Origin of the sequence: Gluconobacter sp. P1D12_c, assembly GCF_018812105.1 — a bacterium.
GTDB classification, from domain to species: domain Bacteria; phylum Pseudomonadota; class Alphaproteobacteria; order Acetobacterales; family Acetobacteraceae; genus Gluconobacter; species Gluconobacter oxydans_A.
In genome coordinates, this window is the sequence record NZ_JACSIQ010000004.1 from 204723 (window position 1) to 221505 (window position 16783).

At 55.1% G+C, this 16783-nt stretch carries 16 protein-coding genes and 1 tRNA gene; 7 read left to right on the forward strand and 10 right to left on the reverse strand.

Going from position 1 to position 16783, the window contains the following annotated elements; genetic code table 11:
* Positions 1–133: 133 nt before the first annotated feature.
* Positions 134–337 carry a 30S ribosomal protein S21 gene (rpsU, locus tag KP705_RS06370; protein WP_007283570.1) on the forward strand — a complete coding sequence of 68 codons (204 nt, stop codon included), beginning with the start codon at positions 134–136 and terminating at the stop codon, positions 335–337.
* A gap of 129 nt (positions 338–466) precedes the next feature.
* On the opposite strand, the gene KP705_RS06375 is transcribed toward rpsU, so the two are convergent.
* From KP705_RS06375 to KP705_RS06400, 6 genes are all read right to left on the reverse strand, one after another.
* Positions 467–2584, reverse strand: coding sequence for a prolyl oligopeptidase family protein (locus KP705_RS06375; RefSeq protein ID WP_046901397.1), 2118 nt, complete (start codon positions 2582–2584; stop codon positions 467–469).
* Between the two features lie 68 nt (positions 2585–2652).
* A complete protein-coding gene (motA, locus tag KP705_RS06380; protein WP_046901396.1) occupies positions 2653–3519 on the reverse strand; it encodes a flagellar motor stator protein MotA in 867 nt (288 codons plus the stop codon).
* Between the two features lie 26 nt (positions 3520–3545).
* Positions 3546–4466, reverse strand: a complete 921-nt coding sequence (locus tag KP705_RS06385) for a flagellar motor protein MotB (protein WP_046901395.1) — start codon at positions 4464–4466, stop codon at positions 3546–3548.
* A gap of 49 nt (positions 4467–4515) precedes the next feature.
* Positions 4516–5913, reverse strand: coding sequence for a glycosyltransferase family 39 protein (locus KP705_RS06390; RefSeq protein WP_308267190.1), 1398 nt, complete (start codon positions 5911–5913; stop codon positions 4516–4518).
* A gap of 1 nt (position 5914) precedes the next feature.
* Positions 5915–7036 (reverse strand): glycosyltransferase family 2 protein, encoded by a 1122-nt coding sequence (locus KP705_RS06395; protein WP_252348265.1) that lies wholly within the window; start codon positions 7034–7036, stop codon positions 5915–5917.
* Complete coding sequence (locus tag KP705_RS06400; RefSeq protein WP_046902047.1) at positions 7036–7518, reverse strand: Lrp/AsnC family transcriptional regulator; 483 nt, start codon at positions 7516–7518, stop codon at positions 7036–7038. Before KP705_RS06400 ends, KP705_RS06395 begins: the two co-directional genes overlap by 1 nt.
* A gap of 98 nt (positions 7519–7616) precedes the next feature.
* Here KP705_RS06400 and trxB point away from each other — a divergent pair, with 98 nt between their 5' ends.
* Together trxB and KP705_RS06410 are read left to right on the forward strand one after the other, a co-directional pair.
* Positions 7617–8591, forward strand: a complete 975-nt coding sequence (gene trxB, locus KP705_RS06405; protein WP_046901393.1) for a thioredoxin-disulfide reductase — start codon at positions 7617–7619, stop codon at positions 8589–8591.
* A 117-nt stretch (positions 8592–8708) separates the two neighbouring features.
* The gene (locus tag KP705_RS06410; protein WP_046901392.1) at positions 8709–9605 is read left to right on the forward strand and encodes a LysR family transcriptional regulator; all 897 of its coding nucleotides are present in this window, start codon (positions 8709–8711) and stop codon (positions 9603–9605) included.
* 449 nt (positions 9606–10054) lie between these two features.
* On the opposite strand, the gene KP705_RS06415 is transcribed toward KP705_RS06410, so the two are convergent.
* The 3 genes from KP705_RS06415 to KP705_RS06425 form a co-directional block, all read right to left on the reverse strand.
* Complete coding sequence (locus KP705_RS06415) at positions 10055–10360, reverse strand: integration host factor subunit beta (RefSeq protein WP_046901391.1); 306 nt, start codon at positions 10358–10360, stop codon at positions 10055–10057.
* Positions 10361–10399: 39 nt separating this feature from the next.
* A complete protein-coding gene (gene sppA, locus KP705_RS06420) occupies positions 10400–11353 on the reverse strand; it encodes a signal peptide peptidase SppA (protein WP_211509715.1) in 954 nt (317 codons plus the stop codon).
* A gap of 68 nt (positions 11354–11421) precedes the next feature.
* Entirely contained in the window at positions 11422–11886 is a 465-nt protein-coding gene (locus KP705_RS06425; protein ID WP_046901389.1) for a MucR family transcriptional regulator, read from the reverse strand.
* A gap of 384 nt (positions 11887–12270) precedes the next feature.
* On the opposite strand from KP705_RS06425, the gene KP705_RS06430 reads away from it, so the two are divergent.
* Both KP705_RS06430 and KP705_RS06435 read left to right on the forward strand, forming a co-directional pair.
* Positions 12271–13356 (forward strand): UdgX family uracil-DNA binding protein, encoded by a 1086-nt coding sequence (locus KP705_RS06430; RefSeq protein WP_252348266.1) that lies wholly within the window; start codon positions 12271–12273, stop codon positions 13354–13356.
* A 31-nt stretch (positions 13357–13387) separates the two neighbouring features.
* Complete coding sequence (locus tag KP705_RS06435; protein ID WP_046901387.1) at positions 13388–15634, forward strand: FUSC family protein; 2247 nt, start codon at positions 13388–13390, stop codon at positions 15632–15634.
* Positions 15635–15798: 164 nt separating this feature from the next.
* Here the strand turns inward: KP705_RS06435 and KP705_RS06440 are convergent.
* Positions 15799–15888 (reverse strand) — tRNA-Ser (locus KP705_RS06440).
* Between the two features lie 285 nt (positions 15889–16173).
* Between KP705_RS06440 and rplU the strand changes: the two genes are divergently transcribed.
* Positions 16174–16488 (forward strand): 50S ribosomal protein L21, encoded by a 315-nt coding sequence (gene rplU / locus KP705_RS06445; protein ID WP_046901386.1) that lies wholly within the window; start codon positions 16174–16176, stop codon positions 16486–16488.
* Between the two features lie 26 nt (positions 16489–16514).
* Positions 16515–16781: a 50S ribosomal protein L27 gene (gene rpmA / locus KP705_RS06450; RefSeq protein WP_046901385.1), complete on the forward strand. Its 267-nt coding sequence runs from the start codon at positions 16515–16517 to the stop codon at positions 16779–16781.
* The last annotated feature ends 2 nt before the right edge of the window (positions 16782–16783 follow it).

Consider the following 16783-nt stretch of genomic DNA (forward strand, 5'->3'; position numbering starts at 1 on the left):
TGGATAAAAATCAGCACAAGCACCATCGAATGAATTGCACATCTCCAAAAGAGTGTGTTAAGGGCTCCATCCCAATTGGATTGCCATATCACGGGTGACGCTAAAGGCGGGCCCAGAAGGAGTTGACGGCACCGTGCAGGTACTCGTTCGTGACAACAATGTTGACCAGGCGCTAAAGGCGCTCAAGAAGAAGATGCAGCGCGAAGGCGTGTTTCGTGAGATGAAGCTGCGTCGCCACTTCGAGAAGCCCTCTGAGCGTCGCGCCCGCGAAGCAGCAGAAGCTGTTCGTCGTGCCCGCAAGATGGAGCGCAAGCGTCTGGAGCGTGAAGGCTTCTAAAGTCCTTCCCGTTATCTGAACGGACGAGAAAAGCCGCAGCCCTTAGGGGCGCGGCTTTTTTTATTGCCATCACACAAAGATTTCAGAACTTGCCCCCTTACCTGTTACGGCAAGGAGGCAAGCCTCCCCTCAGCGTGGGTCCATCAGCCTGCGGCTTAGATAGACTGCTTCCAGGGCCCGTTCATGCGCCACCTCGGCAGCATTGACGGTTCCGGCATGACCTCCCTCCATATCTTCGTAATAGAAGAAGGGTACGTGGAGCTCCTGAAGGCGCGCTGCGAACAGACGAGCATGCACAGGGCCAACACGGTCATCTCGGGTCGAAGTGAAAATAAATGGTGTTGGATAATGCACATCCGGCTTCAAAGCCTGAAGTGGCGACGTCTTATCCCAGAATGCTTTTCCTTCAGGTGTAGACACACTTCCGTATTCAGCCGCCCATGACTCGCCTGCAGCCATATGCTCGTAATTCAGCATATCGAGCAGCGGCACACCAATGATGGTCGCATTCCACAATTCCGGATGCTGCGTGAATTCTACCCCCATCAGCAAGCCGCCATTGGATCGTCCACGAATACCCAGACGCTTGGCCGATGTAATGTTTCTCGAAAACAGGTCCCGGGCCACGGATGCAAAGTCATCATAGGCAGACTGGCGTCCTGCGTGACGCGCGGCTTCATGCCAGGCTGGGCCGAACTCTCCGCCACCCCGGATATTAGCCATCACGTAAACCCCACCACGCTCGAACCACGTGATCCCAAGGTCTGGATGGTAGACAGGCAGGTACGAGAGGCCAAAGCCACCATAGGCAGTCATGAGCGTGGGATTGGCACCATTCTTCGTCCAGTCTTTCGCATGCACAACAAAGTACGGGACCTGCGTTCCGTCTTTACTGGCCGCAAAAAGCTGCTCAACCGTGAGCTTTGATGAATCAAACAGTTCGGGCTGGCTATAGAGAAGCTGGGTGTTCTGCCTGGCTGTGTTGACGCTCCAGATCTGCGGCGGCTGAATGAAGCCTTCGAGCTGGAGGTATGCTTCTGAGCTGTGGGGATCAGAAGAGACAATACTGGCGGCCATGTTTTTGGGCAGCTCAATGCTCCGCCCAGACCAATGGCCGTTCGAACCCCGGCGATAGAGCATCAGTACGGGCTGAACATTGTCATACATGACAACAATCAGACCATCCTTGGTCGCCGCAATAGCACCATCCATTCCATCCCCGATGGTCTGCCGCTTGGTCGGGGTGACAATGATCTCAGGGGCGTGAGGATGATCTGGATTTACGGCGACAACGCTGTCTGCAGGGATTGTCCCCTTCGCCGTGGGCCAGTCCTGGAGCAGATGGAAGACCAGTTGGCCATCCTGATAGCTCAAACCGTCATATTTTTCCGGCATGGGCAGTTGGACTGTTTTGAGCGTTACGGGATCCAGTCGTTCAACTTCGCTATGGAAAAAATCCTTATGCCGATCGATCAGAACGACCTGATGCCCCTGCCCGTCCCGCAGGACAGTGGGAACGACTTCCATGTCCTGACCGGTTCCACGGAACACTTCCTCAGCCTGAGACAGGCTCTGCCCACGCTTCAGGGCACGGACAACATACGGATACCCTGATGTTGTCAGACCGGCATCCGTCGTGCCCCAGTCCCGAGAGACCAGGACTGTATCCTTATCGAGCCATGCGACCGCCTGCTTTCCGTTTGGTAACCGGAAACCGTTCTGCACGAACTCATTGGTGGTCGTGTCGTATTCTCGCAGTTCGTGCGCGTCTTCGCCCGCATTGGACAGGCCCAGAAGGCAGATCCGGTCTGCTGGTTCCAGACAGTTCAACCCTTCCATCACCCAGTTGGCATGTTCAGACCGAGAGAGCTCATCCAAGTCAAAGCGCGTCTTCCATAGCGGATGTCCGCTTTTGAAATCAGCCTCGGACGTGCTTCTCCACACCCCGCGGACATGGACTTTGTCCTGCCAGAAATTCCAGATCTCTCCTGCCATTTGTGTGGGAACAGCGAGACGATCCGGTGACTGCTGAGCCGAGAGGATCCGATCATAAAGCGGCTTGTATCTGGGGTCAGAAGCCAGAGCGTGCTGTGTTTTTTTGTTTTCAGCCTTCACCCAGTGAAGGGCTGGTCCGCCATCGACCTGCTCAAGCTGAGCCCTTGAGGGAGTGGCCGTAGCAGCCTGTACCGACGCAAAAGGAAAAAGAGGAAGTAAGAGACAGAGAGCCCGCAGTGCGGAGGGACGCATGCCTGATCCTTTCGGCCGTCATTCGTAGTGATGACGGCATCGTAAAGATCACCCGCGGGAAAACAACCTCACCCCACGGCAACGGCACTGACAGCCTCTTCTACCTCCTGAAAGGTCGGCATGAGGTCACAGGGAATGCTTTTGCGGCCGATTTCTACACTGACCTGAGGCGCATTTCCTTGCAAGTGCGCGACAATGACGGAACGAACCAAATCGAGGTAAGACGCCTCTTCTTCCACAACGCCCCCAAGACGACCAGCAATCGGGGCAACAATGCCATATGCCAGCAGAATACCGAGGAACGTTCCAACAAGCGCGCCGGCAATCATCTCGCCCAACACGATAGGAGGCTTGCTGATGGATGCCATAGTCTTGATCACACCGAGAACGGCAGCAACAATTCCGAGGGCTGGAAGAGCATCGGAAACGGATTGCAGTGCGTGAGGAAGATGCATTTCCTCCCGCAGGTTCTTTTTAAGCTCCCGCCCCATCACGTCGTCCATCTGGAACGGATCTGTCGCATTCATGCCTGCCATCCGCAGGTAATCGCAGATGAAGGAACAGACCTGTCCGTTATCCCGAATCTTCGGAAACGCCCCGAAGATTGTACTGCCTTGGGGATCTTCAATATGGCTCTCAATAGCCATCATCCCCTTGCTGGCCGCCAGCTTGGTGACGTGGAACAGCAGCCCCAGAAGTTCAAGATAATCCTGTCGACCGTACTGCGAGCCTTTCATGGCTTTCTTCAAACCGGCCGGAAGGTGTTTCACAGCGGAAATTGAGTTGGCCATGACAAATGTGCCGATTGCTGCCCCGAGGATTGTCAGGAGTTCAAAGGGCATGGATGCAAGCAATGGACCTATGGCGCCGCCTGATGCCACGAAAGAGCCAAACACGCAGGCCAGAACGACACCAAGGCCGATAAGAATAAACATTCAATATTTCCTGAGTGGCGACTTGATTATGGTTGATCGGGAGACAGAACCAGAACGACGCGTCTGTTCCGTGGACTCAGCGGATTGGCATGATCAAAAAGGTTTCTATCGGCATAGCCGCTGACAGTTTGCAGGCGTCGGTCCGGAAAGCCCGCCTGAACAAGAACGTCCCTCGCCGCAACCGCGCGGCTGCTGGACAGGCTCCAGTTGGATGGCAAACCGGATTTGTAAGGTGCCGCATCCGTGTATCCGGCAATGGAGAGGTGCCCGGGGAGCTTTTCAAGATAGGGAGCGACCAGCCTCAGGAGTTGAAGAGCGCGCGGCATTGGAGTGGCAGAACCCAGCGCGAACATTGGCTGATGTTCAGAATCCGCAATCTCCACATGCAACCCGTCATCACCGACCTGAACGGAGACCTGGTCTCGGACGTCTGCCAGTTGTGACGGGGCATTCAGGGCCCTACTGATCTGATCGGCGGCACTCTGGAAGGCCTGCTTGTGGGGAAATGCCCCTTGGCCGGATACGGGCTCTCCTGGCTCGATCTGCCCATCGCGCAGAACTACAATCTGTGCGCTGTGCTTTTCCGCATCTTTTTGGGGAAGATGATTCTGTCCTGATAGACCGTCATCTGGATTTGGCCCCGCGACCTGACCGGGCTTGACCGCCATAGGGCGATCAGAGGACGCGATGGGAGAGAGATCGGGCATGACGCTCAGTTTGGGTAGTGCGTCCTGCTGAACTGCTATCGGATTAAAGAAATTAGCGATGCCCTTACGTTGCTCTTCTGTCGTGGCATTGATGAGCCACATGACTAGAAAGAACGCCATCATGGCCGTCACGAAGTCCGCATAGGCAATCTTCCAGCTTCCGCCGTGATGGCCACCTTCTACAACTTCAAAACGCTTGATGATGATCCTGCGCTCGTCCTTGCCGTTTGCTTTCGACATGCTGCCTCCTGAGAGAGGTCAGTATGGCAATCAAAGGTTAAGGAGAGCTTTAAGTCCGCCTTGGCAGCTGCACACCAGACGGCATTTTCACAACGTCAACACGGTAACACCGCACATTATGGCCATGGCTCTGGCGACACAGCGTGTCCTGATCCAGCACTGTAGGAATGCGGTGAAGCTCTTCAATTTTTAAACCGAGCGGCACCTCAGCAGACGGAAAAGAAAACAGGCTCCACCTTGGATCTGATCCCAGAACCGGAAGGCTGTTCTGTGTCAAAGCGAGTTGAGATGCGAGACCATACTCTTCAGCCACGAAAGCCGATGCTCCCGTCTCCTGAGCACGAGCGACAAGTTCTTGACTGAAATCGGGCCATCCAGCCGTCTGTCGCTGGATCGGATCTTTAGCGGCGGGAAACGGCAACGGAGAGAAAACGGCTTGTCCATAAACCAGTACGGTCAAGGCTATTCCGTTGATGACCGGCCACCGAACACTCCGGCCGGCTTCTATCGCAGCCAAAGCCAGGACGGGATAAACAACAGCCGGCCAGTTTGCCTGTACCCGATCGCCCAGAGCATGCGTGACAAACACAGCGAGAGGCAGAAGGCTTAGCCATGCCAGAAGCCTGTTCCGCTTGATGCACGCCCAGCCACCCAGAGCAAAGAGCCCGAAAACAAGGGGGGTCGCCAGACCAATCTGACCTCCAAGAAGCTCCAGCAGAAACTGGGAGGCACGAGCCAGATGCCAGTCGCCTGCTCGTCCGCCCTGTTTCAGCAGGCTGACCCAATGATGGGATGCATTCCAGAGAAGGACTGGGGCTGTCGTGATGATCAGAAGCGGAATTGCAAGCCATGGACCAGCTTGCTTCCTGAACCTTGGGGTCGTGAGAACTGCCCCCCCAAGGGCTAAACCGATCAGAACAGCGGTATATTTTGAGTCGAAGGCGAGACCGAGCAAAACACCCGTTAACAGCCACCAACCTGTTGTTCTGCTCCCCGACGATGAAACCGCTTTCCCGAGTGCAAAAAGAGACACCGAAACGAAAAATACCAGCGGGGTATCCGGCGTCATGGTCGCCGATCCAAGTCCGAGCATCAGCGTTGCATTCAGGAGAAGAACGGCCTGAAAGCCTGATAACGGCCAAGGGCGCGACGGGAGCAATAGCCTAGCCGCATGGTACAGTGCCCAGCTTCCCGGAAGAACGGAAAGCGGCCCGAGCAGACGCCCCCCCAGAGACGTGTCACCAGCCAGCCATGTCCCAATTCTGATCCAGAGGGCTACCATGAAAGGATGGTCGAAATAGCCACCCTGGAGATGGCGGGACCACACCCAATAATAAGCCTCATCGGGCGTGAGCGGCAGGCATGCTGCCAACCCGAGGCGTGTCACAGTCAGGGCAACAAGAAGCGCCCAGAACAGGCTGGCCTGCTTCTTGAAATTATCAGTCACGTCAGCGCCAGATGAGAGTGGAAGACACAGCGTAATTCCAGACGACACCGATCACAGCCCCTGCGGCAGACGCACGGTCCCAGTGCCCATGGCCAACATCGTGCAGCACCATACGGGCCACCCCGATATTAGCGGCCGCTCCGAGAGAACAGACGGCGAAGAAAATGATCAATCCCACCCACATCTTCGCGCCCTTCAGGCGACGGTCATGATAGGTCAGACGGTTGTTGAGCAGGAAATTTGTCAGGATGGCAACGGCCGTTCCAACCAGTTGAGACTGAGAAAAATCCATTCCTCCCAGTCGGGCAATCTGCATCACGGCAACATTCACGACCACGCCAACAATTCCGACCAGCGCAAATGCCAGAAAACGGGATGGCAGCCAGCCATGCGTGACTTTATCCAGAATCATCATTGCGAACTGGAGAAGAACAACGACATCCAGCTTGCTTTCTCCCGCAAGACGCGGACGAAAAACAAAGGGAACTTCCGTAATCTTCACGGATTTTGGCGCAGACATCGCCAGATCCAGCAGGATCTTGAAGCCGGTTCCGGAAAGTTTTGGAAGAACAGCCTGAAAAAGCTCTCGCCGCATGGCAAAGAACCCGCTCATCGGATCAGTCAGGCGGTGCGGCAAAACCGATTGAGCAGCGCGAATTCCGGTGTCTGACAGAAGATGCCGCCAATAACCTGCCAGCCCCGCATTGTCTCCGCCTTCTACGTGGCGGCTGGCGACAACAATATCGGAGCCGACATCAAGATCTGCCAGCATTTTGGGCAGAACAGTCTCGTCGTGCTGAAGGTCCCCATCCATGACCGCCACATACGGTGCGCTGGACGACAGAAAACCTTCAATAACAGCGGATGAGAGACCCCTACGTCCTACCCTTTTGATGCCCCTTACACGAGGATCATTGTTCGCAACTTTTGAAACGCGCTCGGCAGTTCCGTCAGGGGAATTGTCATCAACAAAAATGACTTCCCAACGTTCTCCTTCCAGAGCTGCATCCAAAGCCGCGACAAGGGGAACAATATTCTCTGCCTCATTATAGCAGGGAACAATAATGCTGATCCGGGCAGGCAAAAGCATCCCAGCGCTAACCGTTGGGGATGCTTCTGCCATCAGATAGGAACTCCAGCCAGATCACGACTGGTATGAATGGTCTGGAGTGTCTGCACCCGCACGACGTGGACACTGTCTGTCAGACGCCGGGTCAGAATGTTCTGGTGGGCAGCATCACGAGCGACGAGACGGACGAGGAAATCTCCTCCGCCACGGATCATGTGACATTCGCGTGTTTCGGGCCAGGCGCCGACCTGCGCCTCGAAGGCCTCCAGAACACTTCCCTTCTGGCTATCGAGACCGATGAGGGCATAAAAATTGAGCGACCAGCCAAGCAGGGCTGCGTCAACTTCTGCATGATACCCTTTGATGATGCCAAGTTCTTCCAGACGCCTGACACGCCTCAGACAGGGGGGAGCGGAAATACCGGCGCGTTTGGCCAGCTCCACATTGGTCATACGACCGTCTGCCTGAAGCTCGGCGATGATCTGCCGGTCAATGGCATCCAGTTCAACGGGGATGGAAGAGAAAGAAGCGTTCATTTGAATCTGACGTATATGGCAGGTGGCAGCGTCCGCAAAGATGGCACATGCGTCTGAAAGCTCTATATGAGGGGTCAAAACACGGACGAGGATCGATCATGCCTGAAATCCATCATACGGACCTTCTGGTCGTGGGCGCAGGCCCCGCTGGCTACACTGCCGCCATTTATGCCGCACGCGCCAGTCTGAAACCGATTCTCGTGACGGGTCTTCAGCCTGGCGGCCAGTTGACCATCACGACCGACGTTGAAAACTACCCTGGCTTCGCGGCTCCCATTCAGGGCCCCTGGCTGATGGAACAGATGCGCGAGCAGGCTGAACATGTCGGCACACGCCTTATCTATGACCTGATTACCGAGGCAGACCTGAAAAACGGTCCGGCCGCAGATGGATACTTTCATCTGAAAGGCGATTCAGGGGACGAGTTTCTTGCACGTACAGTCGTGATCGCAACGGGCGCTCAGGCCAAATGGCTTGGCCTCGAGTCGGAAAAGCGCCTTCAGGCTGGCGGCGTTTCGGCGTGCGCAACCTGTGACGGCTTTTTCTATCGCGGTAAAACCGTTGCGGTCGTAGGTGGCGGCAACACGGCCGTGGAAGAGGCGCTCTATCTGACTCACCACGCTGACAAGGTTCACGTTATTCATCGCCGGGACGGTTTCCGGGCAGAACGCATTCTGCAGGAGCGTCTTTTTGCGAATCCGAAAATCGAAGTTCACTGGAATCGTGCTGTTGAAGAAGTTCTTGGTGCAGGGACACCGGAAGTTGTGTGTGGCGTTCGTCTGAAGAACACTCAGACGGGAGAAAGCGAAACTCTGCCCGTTGATGGCATGTTCGTCGCCATTGGCCATAGCCCGAATACGGGGCCGTTCCGCCATGAAGTGGCTTGTGACGAAGATGGATATATCATCACGGAAGCTGGTGGAACGCGCACTTCAGTAGAGGGTGTTTTTGCCGCAGGCGACATTCAGGATCGGATTTATCGGCAGGCTGTGACGGCTGCGGGTACAGGCTGCATGGCCGCTCTGGAAGCCGAACGCTACATTTCTGGCATACCTGCTATGACAAAAACTTGACCCTCGTCGCAGGTTCAGACAGTTTCGTCCCTTCAACGACACACCGCTTAAACAACGCCAGGTGACATGGGCAAGAAGGACGAGGACCGACGCGCCAGCGATCGGGGAGACCACCACATGGATTGGGACAAACTGCGTATTTTCCACGCAGTCGCCGAAGCCGGGTCCTTCACCCATGCAGGTGACAGACTTAACCTGAGCCAGTCTGCCGTTTCACGGCAGATTTCAGCTCTGGAGGAGGTTCTGCGTGTTCCGCTGTTTCATCGGCACGCACGAGGCCTCATCCTGACTGAACAGGGTGAGGTTCTGAACCGCACAGTGCGTGAAGTCTTCTCCAAGCTGGCCCTGACACAGGCATTCCTGAGCGAAAGCAAGGAACGAGCGGCGGGCAAAATAAAGATCACGACAACCACCGGTTTTGGCCTTTGTTGGCTTTCTCCGAGGCTGCATCGCTTTCTGGAACTGCACCCCGATATTGAGGTCACGCTTCTTCTTGAAGACGCAGACCTTGATCTGGGAATGCGTGAAGCAGACGTGGCTATTCGCCTGCATCCGCCGACACAGCCAGACCTTGTACAGCGCCATCTCGCTAATTTTCCTATGCCTATCTATGCCAGCCCAGACTACCTGGACCGGTACGGCACGCCGACAAATTTGCAGGAATTAGCGGAACATCAGATCATCGGCTTTGCAGGGCGCCACCTGCCATTGCCGAATGTAAACTGGCTTCTGGACCTTCTTCGCCATGAAGGTCTGGCCCACCGGGGAAGTAGGCTGGCCATTAACAATATTGCTGCCGTTGCGACTGCGATTGCTTCAGGCACAGGTATTGGTTCTTTGCCGCTCTACACGGCTGCGTCCTACCCCAACCTAGTCAGAGTTCTTCCCAATCAAGCCGTTCCGTTGGTTGAGGCTTACTTCGTGTATCCGGAAGAACTGCGGACTTCCAAAAGAATCGCCGTATTCCGAGATTTTCTGCTTTCGGAAATCAGCAGCCTCAAAGGCCAGGAATAAAGCCCATAGAATGCCGTCGCGCTCACCCGCGGCGGCCATGCCCCGTGATGCAAACATGTTGGGCTGCACTGGACCGGAAGACAGCTTCCCCGACAGGCGCAAAGCCATTTCCATGCCTAGAATGCGTGCTCTCTACATTGCTCTTGAGAACAATTAGCCCCAACTGGGAATGATAGCAGGGGGTGACAGTGGCCCGACCCTTTTGATTCTGTAGCATTTTTACTGAAGCTGCTTTTTTCAGAGGATATCCTGAAGCAGCTTTTGCCGAGGACGCCCCGGCACAGCACAGAGCCCCTATAAAAATCGGGATTATCCAGACAGATAATGAAGGGGCTTTCCACATCGCCCCACAATAGCGCACGACGCTTCCCAACGCGTGCCTGAAAGCATCAGCTCCGCTTTTATGCTTCAAAAAGCGGCATCCAGAACACAGGGAACAGAAATTCCTGTCATTCTGCCGTGGCTGACTTGGTCGCGCTTTGATTCACACGCTCACGCAACTCTTTCCCCACTTTAAAGAAGGGAACGCTTTTTTCTTCGACAGAAACAGTGTCTCCCGTGCGTGGATTCCGACCCGTCCGCGCATCTCGGCGCCTGGGAATGAATGCGCCGAACCCGCGAAGTTCAACACGATCGCCTCGCGTCAAAGCTGCACTGATTTCGTCAAAAATGGTGTGAACGATCCGTTCGATATCCCGCGTCAGAAGGTGAGGATAAATCGTGGAAAGCTCTGCAATAAGTTCCGATTTGGTCATGACTGCAGCCTATCTGCCTCCGCCCATGAAACTGGCTTGTCAGGGTTGCAGAATCGCAACGGCCCCGTCAAGGCTGCTGAGGGTTAATCGCCCTTCCAGCATCTCCGTAAAGCCTGATCCAAACACGCCCTCGAGCATGGCCCGTTTGCGAGGAAAATCATACCAGTGTCGCTTGGTTACAGAGAGCAACGGCATCACTGGGTACTGTGCATCTCCAATTTTCAGGCGCTGCCTGAGCCATTGCCGAGCGATGTCTTCGTCTCCCAATTCGTCGATCAGGCCCAGGCTCAAAGCCTGACGCCCCGTATAGGCCCGACCGTCTGCAAGGCTTCGCACCTTGTCTTCAGGCATGTGCCGCCCTTTAACGACCATGGCGACGAACTGATCGAAGAGATCATTGACCAATCCCTGAAGCATCGTGCGCCCTTCTGGCGTCAGATGACTTGTGGGATCGGTCTGATCTTTCATGGCGCCAGACGTAATAGCAGCAACATCAATGCCGACACGCCCTAGCAGCGGAGAAAGATCGGGCCGCTGCAGGATTACACCAATCGAACCCGTCAGTGTGGAAGGCAATGCCACGATATGCTGTGCTGGAACTGAGAGCATGTAGGCGGCAGACGCGCCCATATCACCCATCGTGACAACAACAGGCTTTACCTGGGCAAATTTTTCGATCGAATCGTGCAGACGCTCCCCGCCCGTGACACCGCCGCCGGGGCTATCAACAACCAGCAGGAGTCCGGTTACTGAAGAGGACTTCTGTGCTTTACGAAGAGCCGTCGTGATCTGGGAAACGTCATTTCCGATCACGCCGTGAATAACCAGACGCGCGATGTGCGGACGCGCATCTAAACTGGAAACAGTTGAGTGGCTTTTACCAACAGCGATAATAAGTGCTGCAAGAAAAAACAGAAGCGCGGCGCCCCTCCAGAGAAGTAGGCGCTTGCTGTCAGCCATTGATCGGAGAAGCGTCTCTGCCTCTAAACTCATGAAACAGTATTCTCCGACCACATAACAGATAGTGCTTTTTCAGAAAGACAATTCCAGAAAGCCGGGAATTAGTCCTGTTTTTTGGACTGACGCGTCCGACCAGTTTCTTTCTTGCCTTCGCCTGTTGCGCTGATCTTGCGGCCCAGACCGATTTCGCGGGCCAGAGCCGAGCGACGCTGTGCATAGTTCGGAGCAACCAGCGGATAATCGGACGGAAGACCCCAACGCTCACGATACTGCTCTGGGGACATATTATAAGCGCTCTGAAGGTGCCGCTTGAGCATCTTCAGTTTTTTGCCGTCTTCAAGGCAGACGATGTAATCCGGAAATACTGAACGCTTGATCGGCACAGCAGGCTGCGGACGCTCTGGCTGCGGCTCTTCCTGTGGAGCACCAGCATTTGCAAGAGCTTCATAAACCTGGCGGATCAATGCCGGGAGAGACGCCGCATCCACATTACCCTTGGAAACCTGTGCAGCAACGATCTGCGCTGTAAGCTCCAACAGATCCGGGTGGGATGTATTCTCCGACATAATATCTTACCTTCCATTCAAAATAGCATTTTTACTATGCTCAACAGCGTGAAATCATTCTGCCGAGCCTGTTTGCAGAATATATACCCAATACCACCGAGATAGCCACTCAACTTTAATACCAAACTGACCACACGTTCCTTAAAAAAGAAGTAATCACTTCAGAGCGTGTTTCGGAATTCGCTAATTTTCTTTCCGGGAAGCCTTATGCAAACCGTTGACGCTACACTCTGTTCACCAAGTGATTTTTCAGGATGGCGAACACAATCGCGTAATTTCCTGAGCAAGCGAATCCCGGCGTCTTCCATCACTTGGAGTATTAGGGCGCCTGCCGCTCTTTACGCAGCGAAAACAGATCGGGATTTACCTGACACTCCCTCCCCTATGCGTCTGCCTCGAAATTTTGCAGCTCTGATCCCGTCCGTGTTTGCATCCGATATTCCGGAGAGATTTGATCTTCTCTATCGCGCCCTGGAACATATCCAAGAGCACGGAAGCCCACGTGAGACAGACATCACCCGGTTTGAGCAGATTGCCAGCACCGTTCGAGAGCAAATTCTTGAATTGAGAGGCGCGTTCCCAGAGAACCGGATAACAGACTGGCAGATCATTCGAACACGCCAAAAATTACAGCTCATAGACAGTCAGAGATACCCTCTCATCAGACTGCGGGTTTCCCCTTGGGCTCTCCTTTCAGACGAGACGACACTTTGCTGGGACGGCCACAAGTACCGTGTTGGACCACCCATTGATGACGCAGGACAATCAGAGGCAGATCTGATTGATCTTGCACAGAAAGCTGCAACCGCCGGGCAAGAGAACGCCTTTTGGGCTAACCCGGCCACAGTGCATGTCACACCTGATCTGGAGGAGATTGAAAAGACGTCCTCTTTGTCAAACCTGCGGTCCCTCGCCGTCGATTGTTCTCTCTGTGATCTTTGTCACCACGCGTCACGCACCGTTTCCGGAGAAGGTACGACGCAGGCCCAGATCCTCTTTGTCGGCGAGCAACCAGGAGACCAGGAAGATCTTCAGGGAAGACCATTTGTTGGCCCAGCCGGACAGCTCTTCGAACGCGCACTTCAGGAAGCCGGGGGCAATCGGGAACAGGCCTGGATCAGTAACGCAGTCAAACATTTCAAATTTGTCCGCCGGGGTGCAAGACGCATTCATCAGAAACCCGATGCGACAGACGTAAAATCCTGCGCCCCATGGATCACAGCTGAACGGCGTCTCCTTCAGGCAAAGGTTACAGTTCTGCTCGGTGTAACCGGAGCAAGTTCCGTTCTCGGACGCCCCATCACTATTTCACGGGAGCGCTCCCGTTACATGACTTTGGAAGATGGCAGTACTGGCATTGTGACGGTCCATCCTTCTTACCTGCTCAGAATTCCGGATGAGGACAGCAGGACACGCGAATACACAAAATTTGTCGCAGATCTGAGAATGGCCATTTCCGCTCTCGCCTAATTGACGGCTTCAGGAGTAAGAAAGCCGCACAATGAGTGGCAGTACTACGTCAACAGGACGTCCGACTCCGAACAGTTCCCCATCAGGTGCAGGTGCGTCAGCCGCTCTGCGGCCCAGGGTCAAGCTGCCCCTGTCATGGATCTATGCGCCATCCGCAGCGACCCTGACTTTTGCTCTGCGAAATACATTTGCAGCTTGTCTCGCCATCGGAATTGCCTTCTGGATGGAGCTGGACAGTCCTGCATGGGCCGCAATGACTGTCTGGGCTGTTGCGCAGGCCACCCGTGGGGAAAGCCAGTCCAAAGCCAAATGGCGTATCATTGGAACAATTACCGGAGCGGTCGCATCCATTGCGTTGATGGCCGCTGCGCCTCAGGCACCCTGGCTCTTCTTCCCCATGATCGCCGTCTGGATTGGCGTGTGCAGTGGGCTCGCAACATTCGTAAGTAACTTCCGCTCCTATGCACTTGTTCTTGCAGGATATACCTGCTCGATCATCTGCATGGATGCGGCTTCCGATCCGGACAATATCTTCACCGTTGCCGTTTCCCGAACCACTTACATTACCCTTGGCGTTCTGTGTGAAGCCTTCATGGGTCTGATCTTTGCCACTACTCAGGAACGGCAGGCCCGGATCCAACTGCGCCAGAAGCTGGAGTCTGCTCTGGTTCTCGTTACGAAGACGCTTACGAGTATTCTCGGTGAGGAACGCGGCGCCCTGAATGCCGCACGCAGACAATTTGGCACCATCCTCAGCATTAACGACCAGATTGAATTTGCAGAAGTTGAGATGGGCCCGCATGGACACGAAGGTGACCATGCCCGTGCCGCTCTTGCCTCCGTATCAGCCCTGCTGTCTCGCGGGTTCGGTATGGCAATGCGCCTGCAACTTCTGAACCATGACCACCCTGCCTTCACCCAGGCCGCTGATGAGATCCTCTCGTTTCTTAAGGATTTCCCGAAGCGGATTGCCAATACTGAGTCCGTTCCGGATCTTTTGGCAGAACTCCAGCATCTCCGTGATGTTTGCCGCCTGTATGCTGCCCCTCACCGGATTACCGATCTGGAGAACAGCAATGAACCCATTCCGGGAACAGACCCGTTCGATCTACGCCTGAATGAGCAGGATACCGAGACACACCTCGATGAACGCGTTCTCTTCATGTCACTTGGGGAGCTACTCGGAGACCTGGAACTTGCCATCAAGGAATACGAGGCCAGCACACACTCCATTCCAGGCGATCACTTTCATTTCCAACGCCAGACCCACCGTGACACACGCGAAGCTATTCATAATGGCCTCCGCGGAGCCTGCGCCGTTCTTGTTACGGCCCTGATTTATGAGATCACAGCGTGGCCAAGCGGACTTGGCTTTATCGCCATTACAACGCTGGTCTGTGGTCTGTTTGCGACCAAAGAAAACCCAGTCCTTGGGACCACGGAGTTCCTGAAAGGAGCACTGGTCGCTTACATTGTGGCCTGGATACTTGTCTTTGTGCTCATGCCCAAAGTCACAACGTTTGAAACCCTGACGCTTTTCCTGGGGCCGGCCATGTTCCTTGGCGGTCTGGCCAAAGGCAACCCCTCCACTGCTGGCGGCGCGGCAGCTTACGGCCTTCTCCTTCCTGCCATGCTTGGGTTGGAGAACCATCACGTCATGAACGAGGTGGCATTTTATAACGGCAATATGGCCGTCGTTATGGCAGTGGGCATCAGCGTTCTGGTTTTCAGAACAGTATTGCCATTCAACAGTTCTGATGAACGGCTGCGTCTCCGCAGAATTATGCTGGCTGAACTGCGCGGCCTCGCAGATCCCGCACAGACACCACAAATCAGTATCTGGATCGGCCGTAACACGGACCGTTTCGCGCGTCTGATCCGCCATGCTGGCCCCACCCCTGCTCCGCTCATCGAAGCCTGTATTCTGGGGACGCTCGCCACACTCACGCTGGGCCTGAACATTATTCGCCTACGAACCCTCTTGGACCGCGAATACCTTCCCGACAGCGCAAGACGCCCGATCCAACTGGTGCTCCATTACGTTGAACAGTCTACCCGACGCCATGATAAGGCCGCTCGTGTCGCCAATGCGGCCGTAAGACGACTGCGTGCTCTGGATGAGCATGAGACAGATCTGGTCACGCGACTGGAGATGACCCGGGCAATCACTTACCTCGTGGTTATTGCTTATACGATGCAAACAAACGCAGACTTCCTGGATGCGAGCCGCCCATTTAGAGGCGAGCGCAGCCATCTGAAAGTACAAGAGTCACGTTAAGCGGCAGGAGAAGTACGCTTCTCGCATAGCTTGGGAATTTCGAAGATTGCAGAGCGATTACAATCTACTCTGATTTATTCCCAATACCGCGACACAACCCACGCTCCAAGACGGAGGATAGTCTTCGTAAGGGTTAAGGTCAGATATACATATCTTAGAAATCATGGCGGAGAGGGTGGGATTCGAACCCACGGTACCCGCGAAGGCACAACGGTTTTCGAGACCGCCCCAATCGACCACTCTGGCACCTCTCCGTACGGTCCACAGAAGCAGACCTGATCGATGGCGCGGCTTATGACTGGCTTTTCAGCATAATGCAAGAGGGAGCCAACACTCTTTCCCTAATTAAAGATGGTATGACCTACTCACAATTTGCTCTTTTTGATTGACTGGACGGCTGTCTCCTTGTATCGACCCGCCTGTTCTAGCCGTCCCATGTGGTCGGTCAGGAACCAACGATAAGAAGCGACTGGGCTGCGCCAGACCGGGAATACCCCGGCAAAAGTGGCCAAGAGATCGGAACAGCGAGAGTTTCCAGAATGTTTGCAGTCATCCGCACAGGCGGAAAACAGTACCGTGTTGCTCCTGAGAGCATCCTGAAGGTTGAAAAGCTTGAGGCTGAAGCCGGTAGCACCGTGACCTTCTCCGACGTCCTGATGGTCGGCAGCGAAGGCAGCGTGACCGTTGGCGCGCCGCTGGTTGCTGGCGCAACCGTGACGGCCACCGTGGTCGCACAGGATCGTCTGGCCAAGGTCATCATCTTCAAGAAGCGTCGCCGTCAGAACAGCCGTCGTAAGAATGGCCACCGCCAGCATGTCACCGTGCTGCGCATCGACGCGATCAACGCGGCCTGAAGCCGCACTAGGAAGGATACACAGCCATGGCACAAAAAAAGGCAGGCGGTTCCAGTCGTAACGGGCGCGATAGCGCCGGTCGCCGTCTTGGCGTCAAGAAGTTCGGCGGCGAGAGCGTTCTGGCAGGCAACATCATTGTCCGTCAGCGTGGAACCAAGATGAAGGCTGGCAGCAATGTCGGCATTGGTCGCGATCACACACTGTTCGCCCTTGTGGACGGACATGTGAAGTTCCAGCGTCGCGCCGAAGGCCGCGTCCACGTTTCCGTGGCGCTGCCGGAAGCCGCCGAGTAAGT

Coding starts and splice junctions, on each gene's coding strand:
- KP705_RS06400 (WP_046902047.1), bottom strand. CDS start 7,518: ATGAACGCTTCTTTCTCTTCCATCCCCGTTGAACTGGATGCCATTGAC.
- rpmA (WP_046901385.1), top strand. CDS start 16,515: ATGGCACAAAAAAAGGCAGGCGGTTCCAGTCGTAACGGGCGCGATAGC.
- rplU (WP_046901386.1), top strand. CDS start 16,174: ATGTTTGCAGTCATCCGCACAGGCGGAAAACAGTACCGTGTTGCTCCT.
- KP705_RS06385 (WP_046901395.1), bottom strand. CDS start 4,466: ATGTCGAAAGCAAACGGCAAGGACGAGCGCAGGATCATCATCAAGCGT.
- KP705_RS06425 (WP_046901389.1), bottom strand. CDS start 11,886: ATGTCGGAGAATACATCCCACCCGGATCTGTTGGAGCTTACAGCGCAG.
- motA (WP_046901396.1), bottom strand. CDS start 3,519: ATGTTTATTCTTATCGGCCTTGGTGTCGTTCTGGCCTGCGTGTTTGGC.
- KP705_RS06410 (WP_046901392.1), top strand. CDS start 8,709: ATGGATTGGGACAAACTGCGTATTTTCCACGCAGTCGCCGAAGCCGGG.
- KP705_RS06375 (WP_046901397.1), bottom strand. CDS start 2,584: ATGCGTCCCTCCGCACTGCGGGCTCTCTGTCTCTTACTTCCTCTTTTT.
- KP705_RS06430 (WP_252348266.1), top strand. CDS start 12,271: ATGCGTCTGCCTCGAAATTTTGCAGCTCTGATCCCGTCCGTGTTTGCA.
- KP705_RS06435 (WP_046901387.1), top strand. CDS start 13,388: ATGAGTGGCAGTACTACGTCAACAGGACGTCCGACTCCGAACAGTTCC.
- sppA (WP_211509715.1), bottom strand. CDS start 11,353: ATGAGTTTAGAGGCAGAGACGCTTCTCCGATCAATGGCTGACAGCAAG.
- KP705_RS06415 (WP_046901391.1), bottom strand. CDS start 10,360: ATGACCAAATCGGAACTTATTGCAGAGCTTTCCACGATTTATCCTCAC.
- trxB (WP_046901393.1), top strand. CDS start 7,617: ATGCCTGAAATCCATCATACGGACCTTCTGGTCGTGGGCGCAGGCCCC.
- KP705_RS06395 (WP_252348265.1), bottom strand. CDS start 7,036: ATGGCAGAAGCATCCCCAACGGTTAGCGCTGGGATGCTTTTGCCTGCC.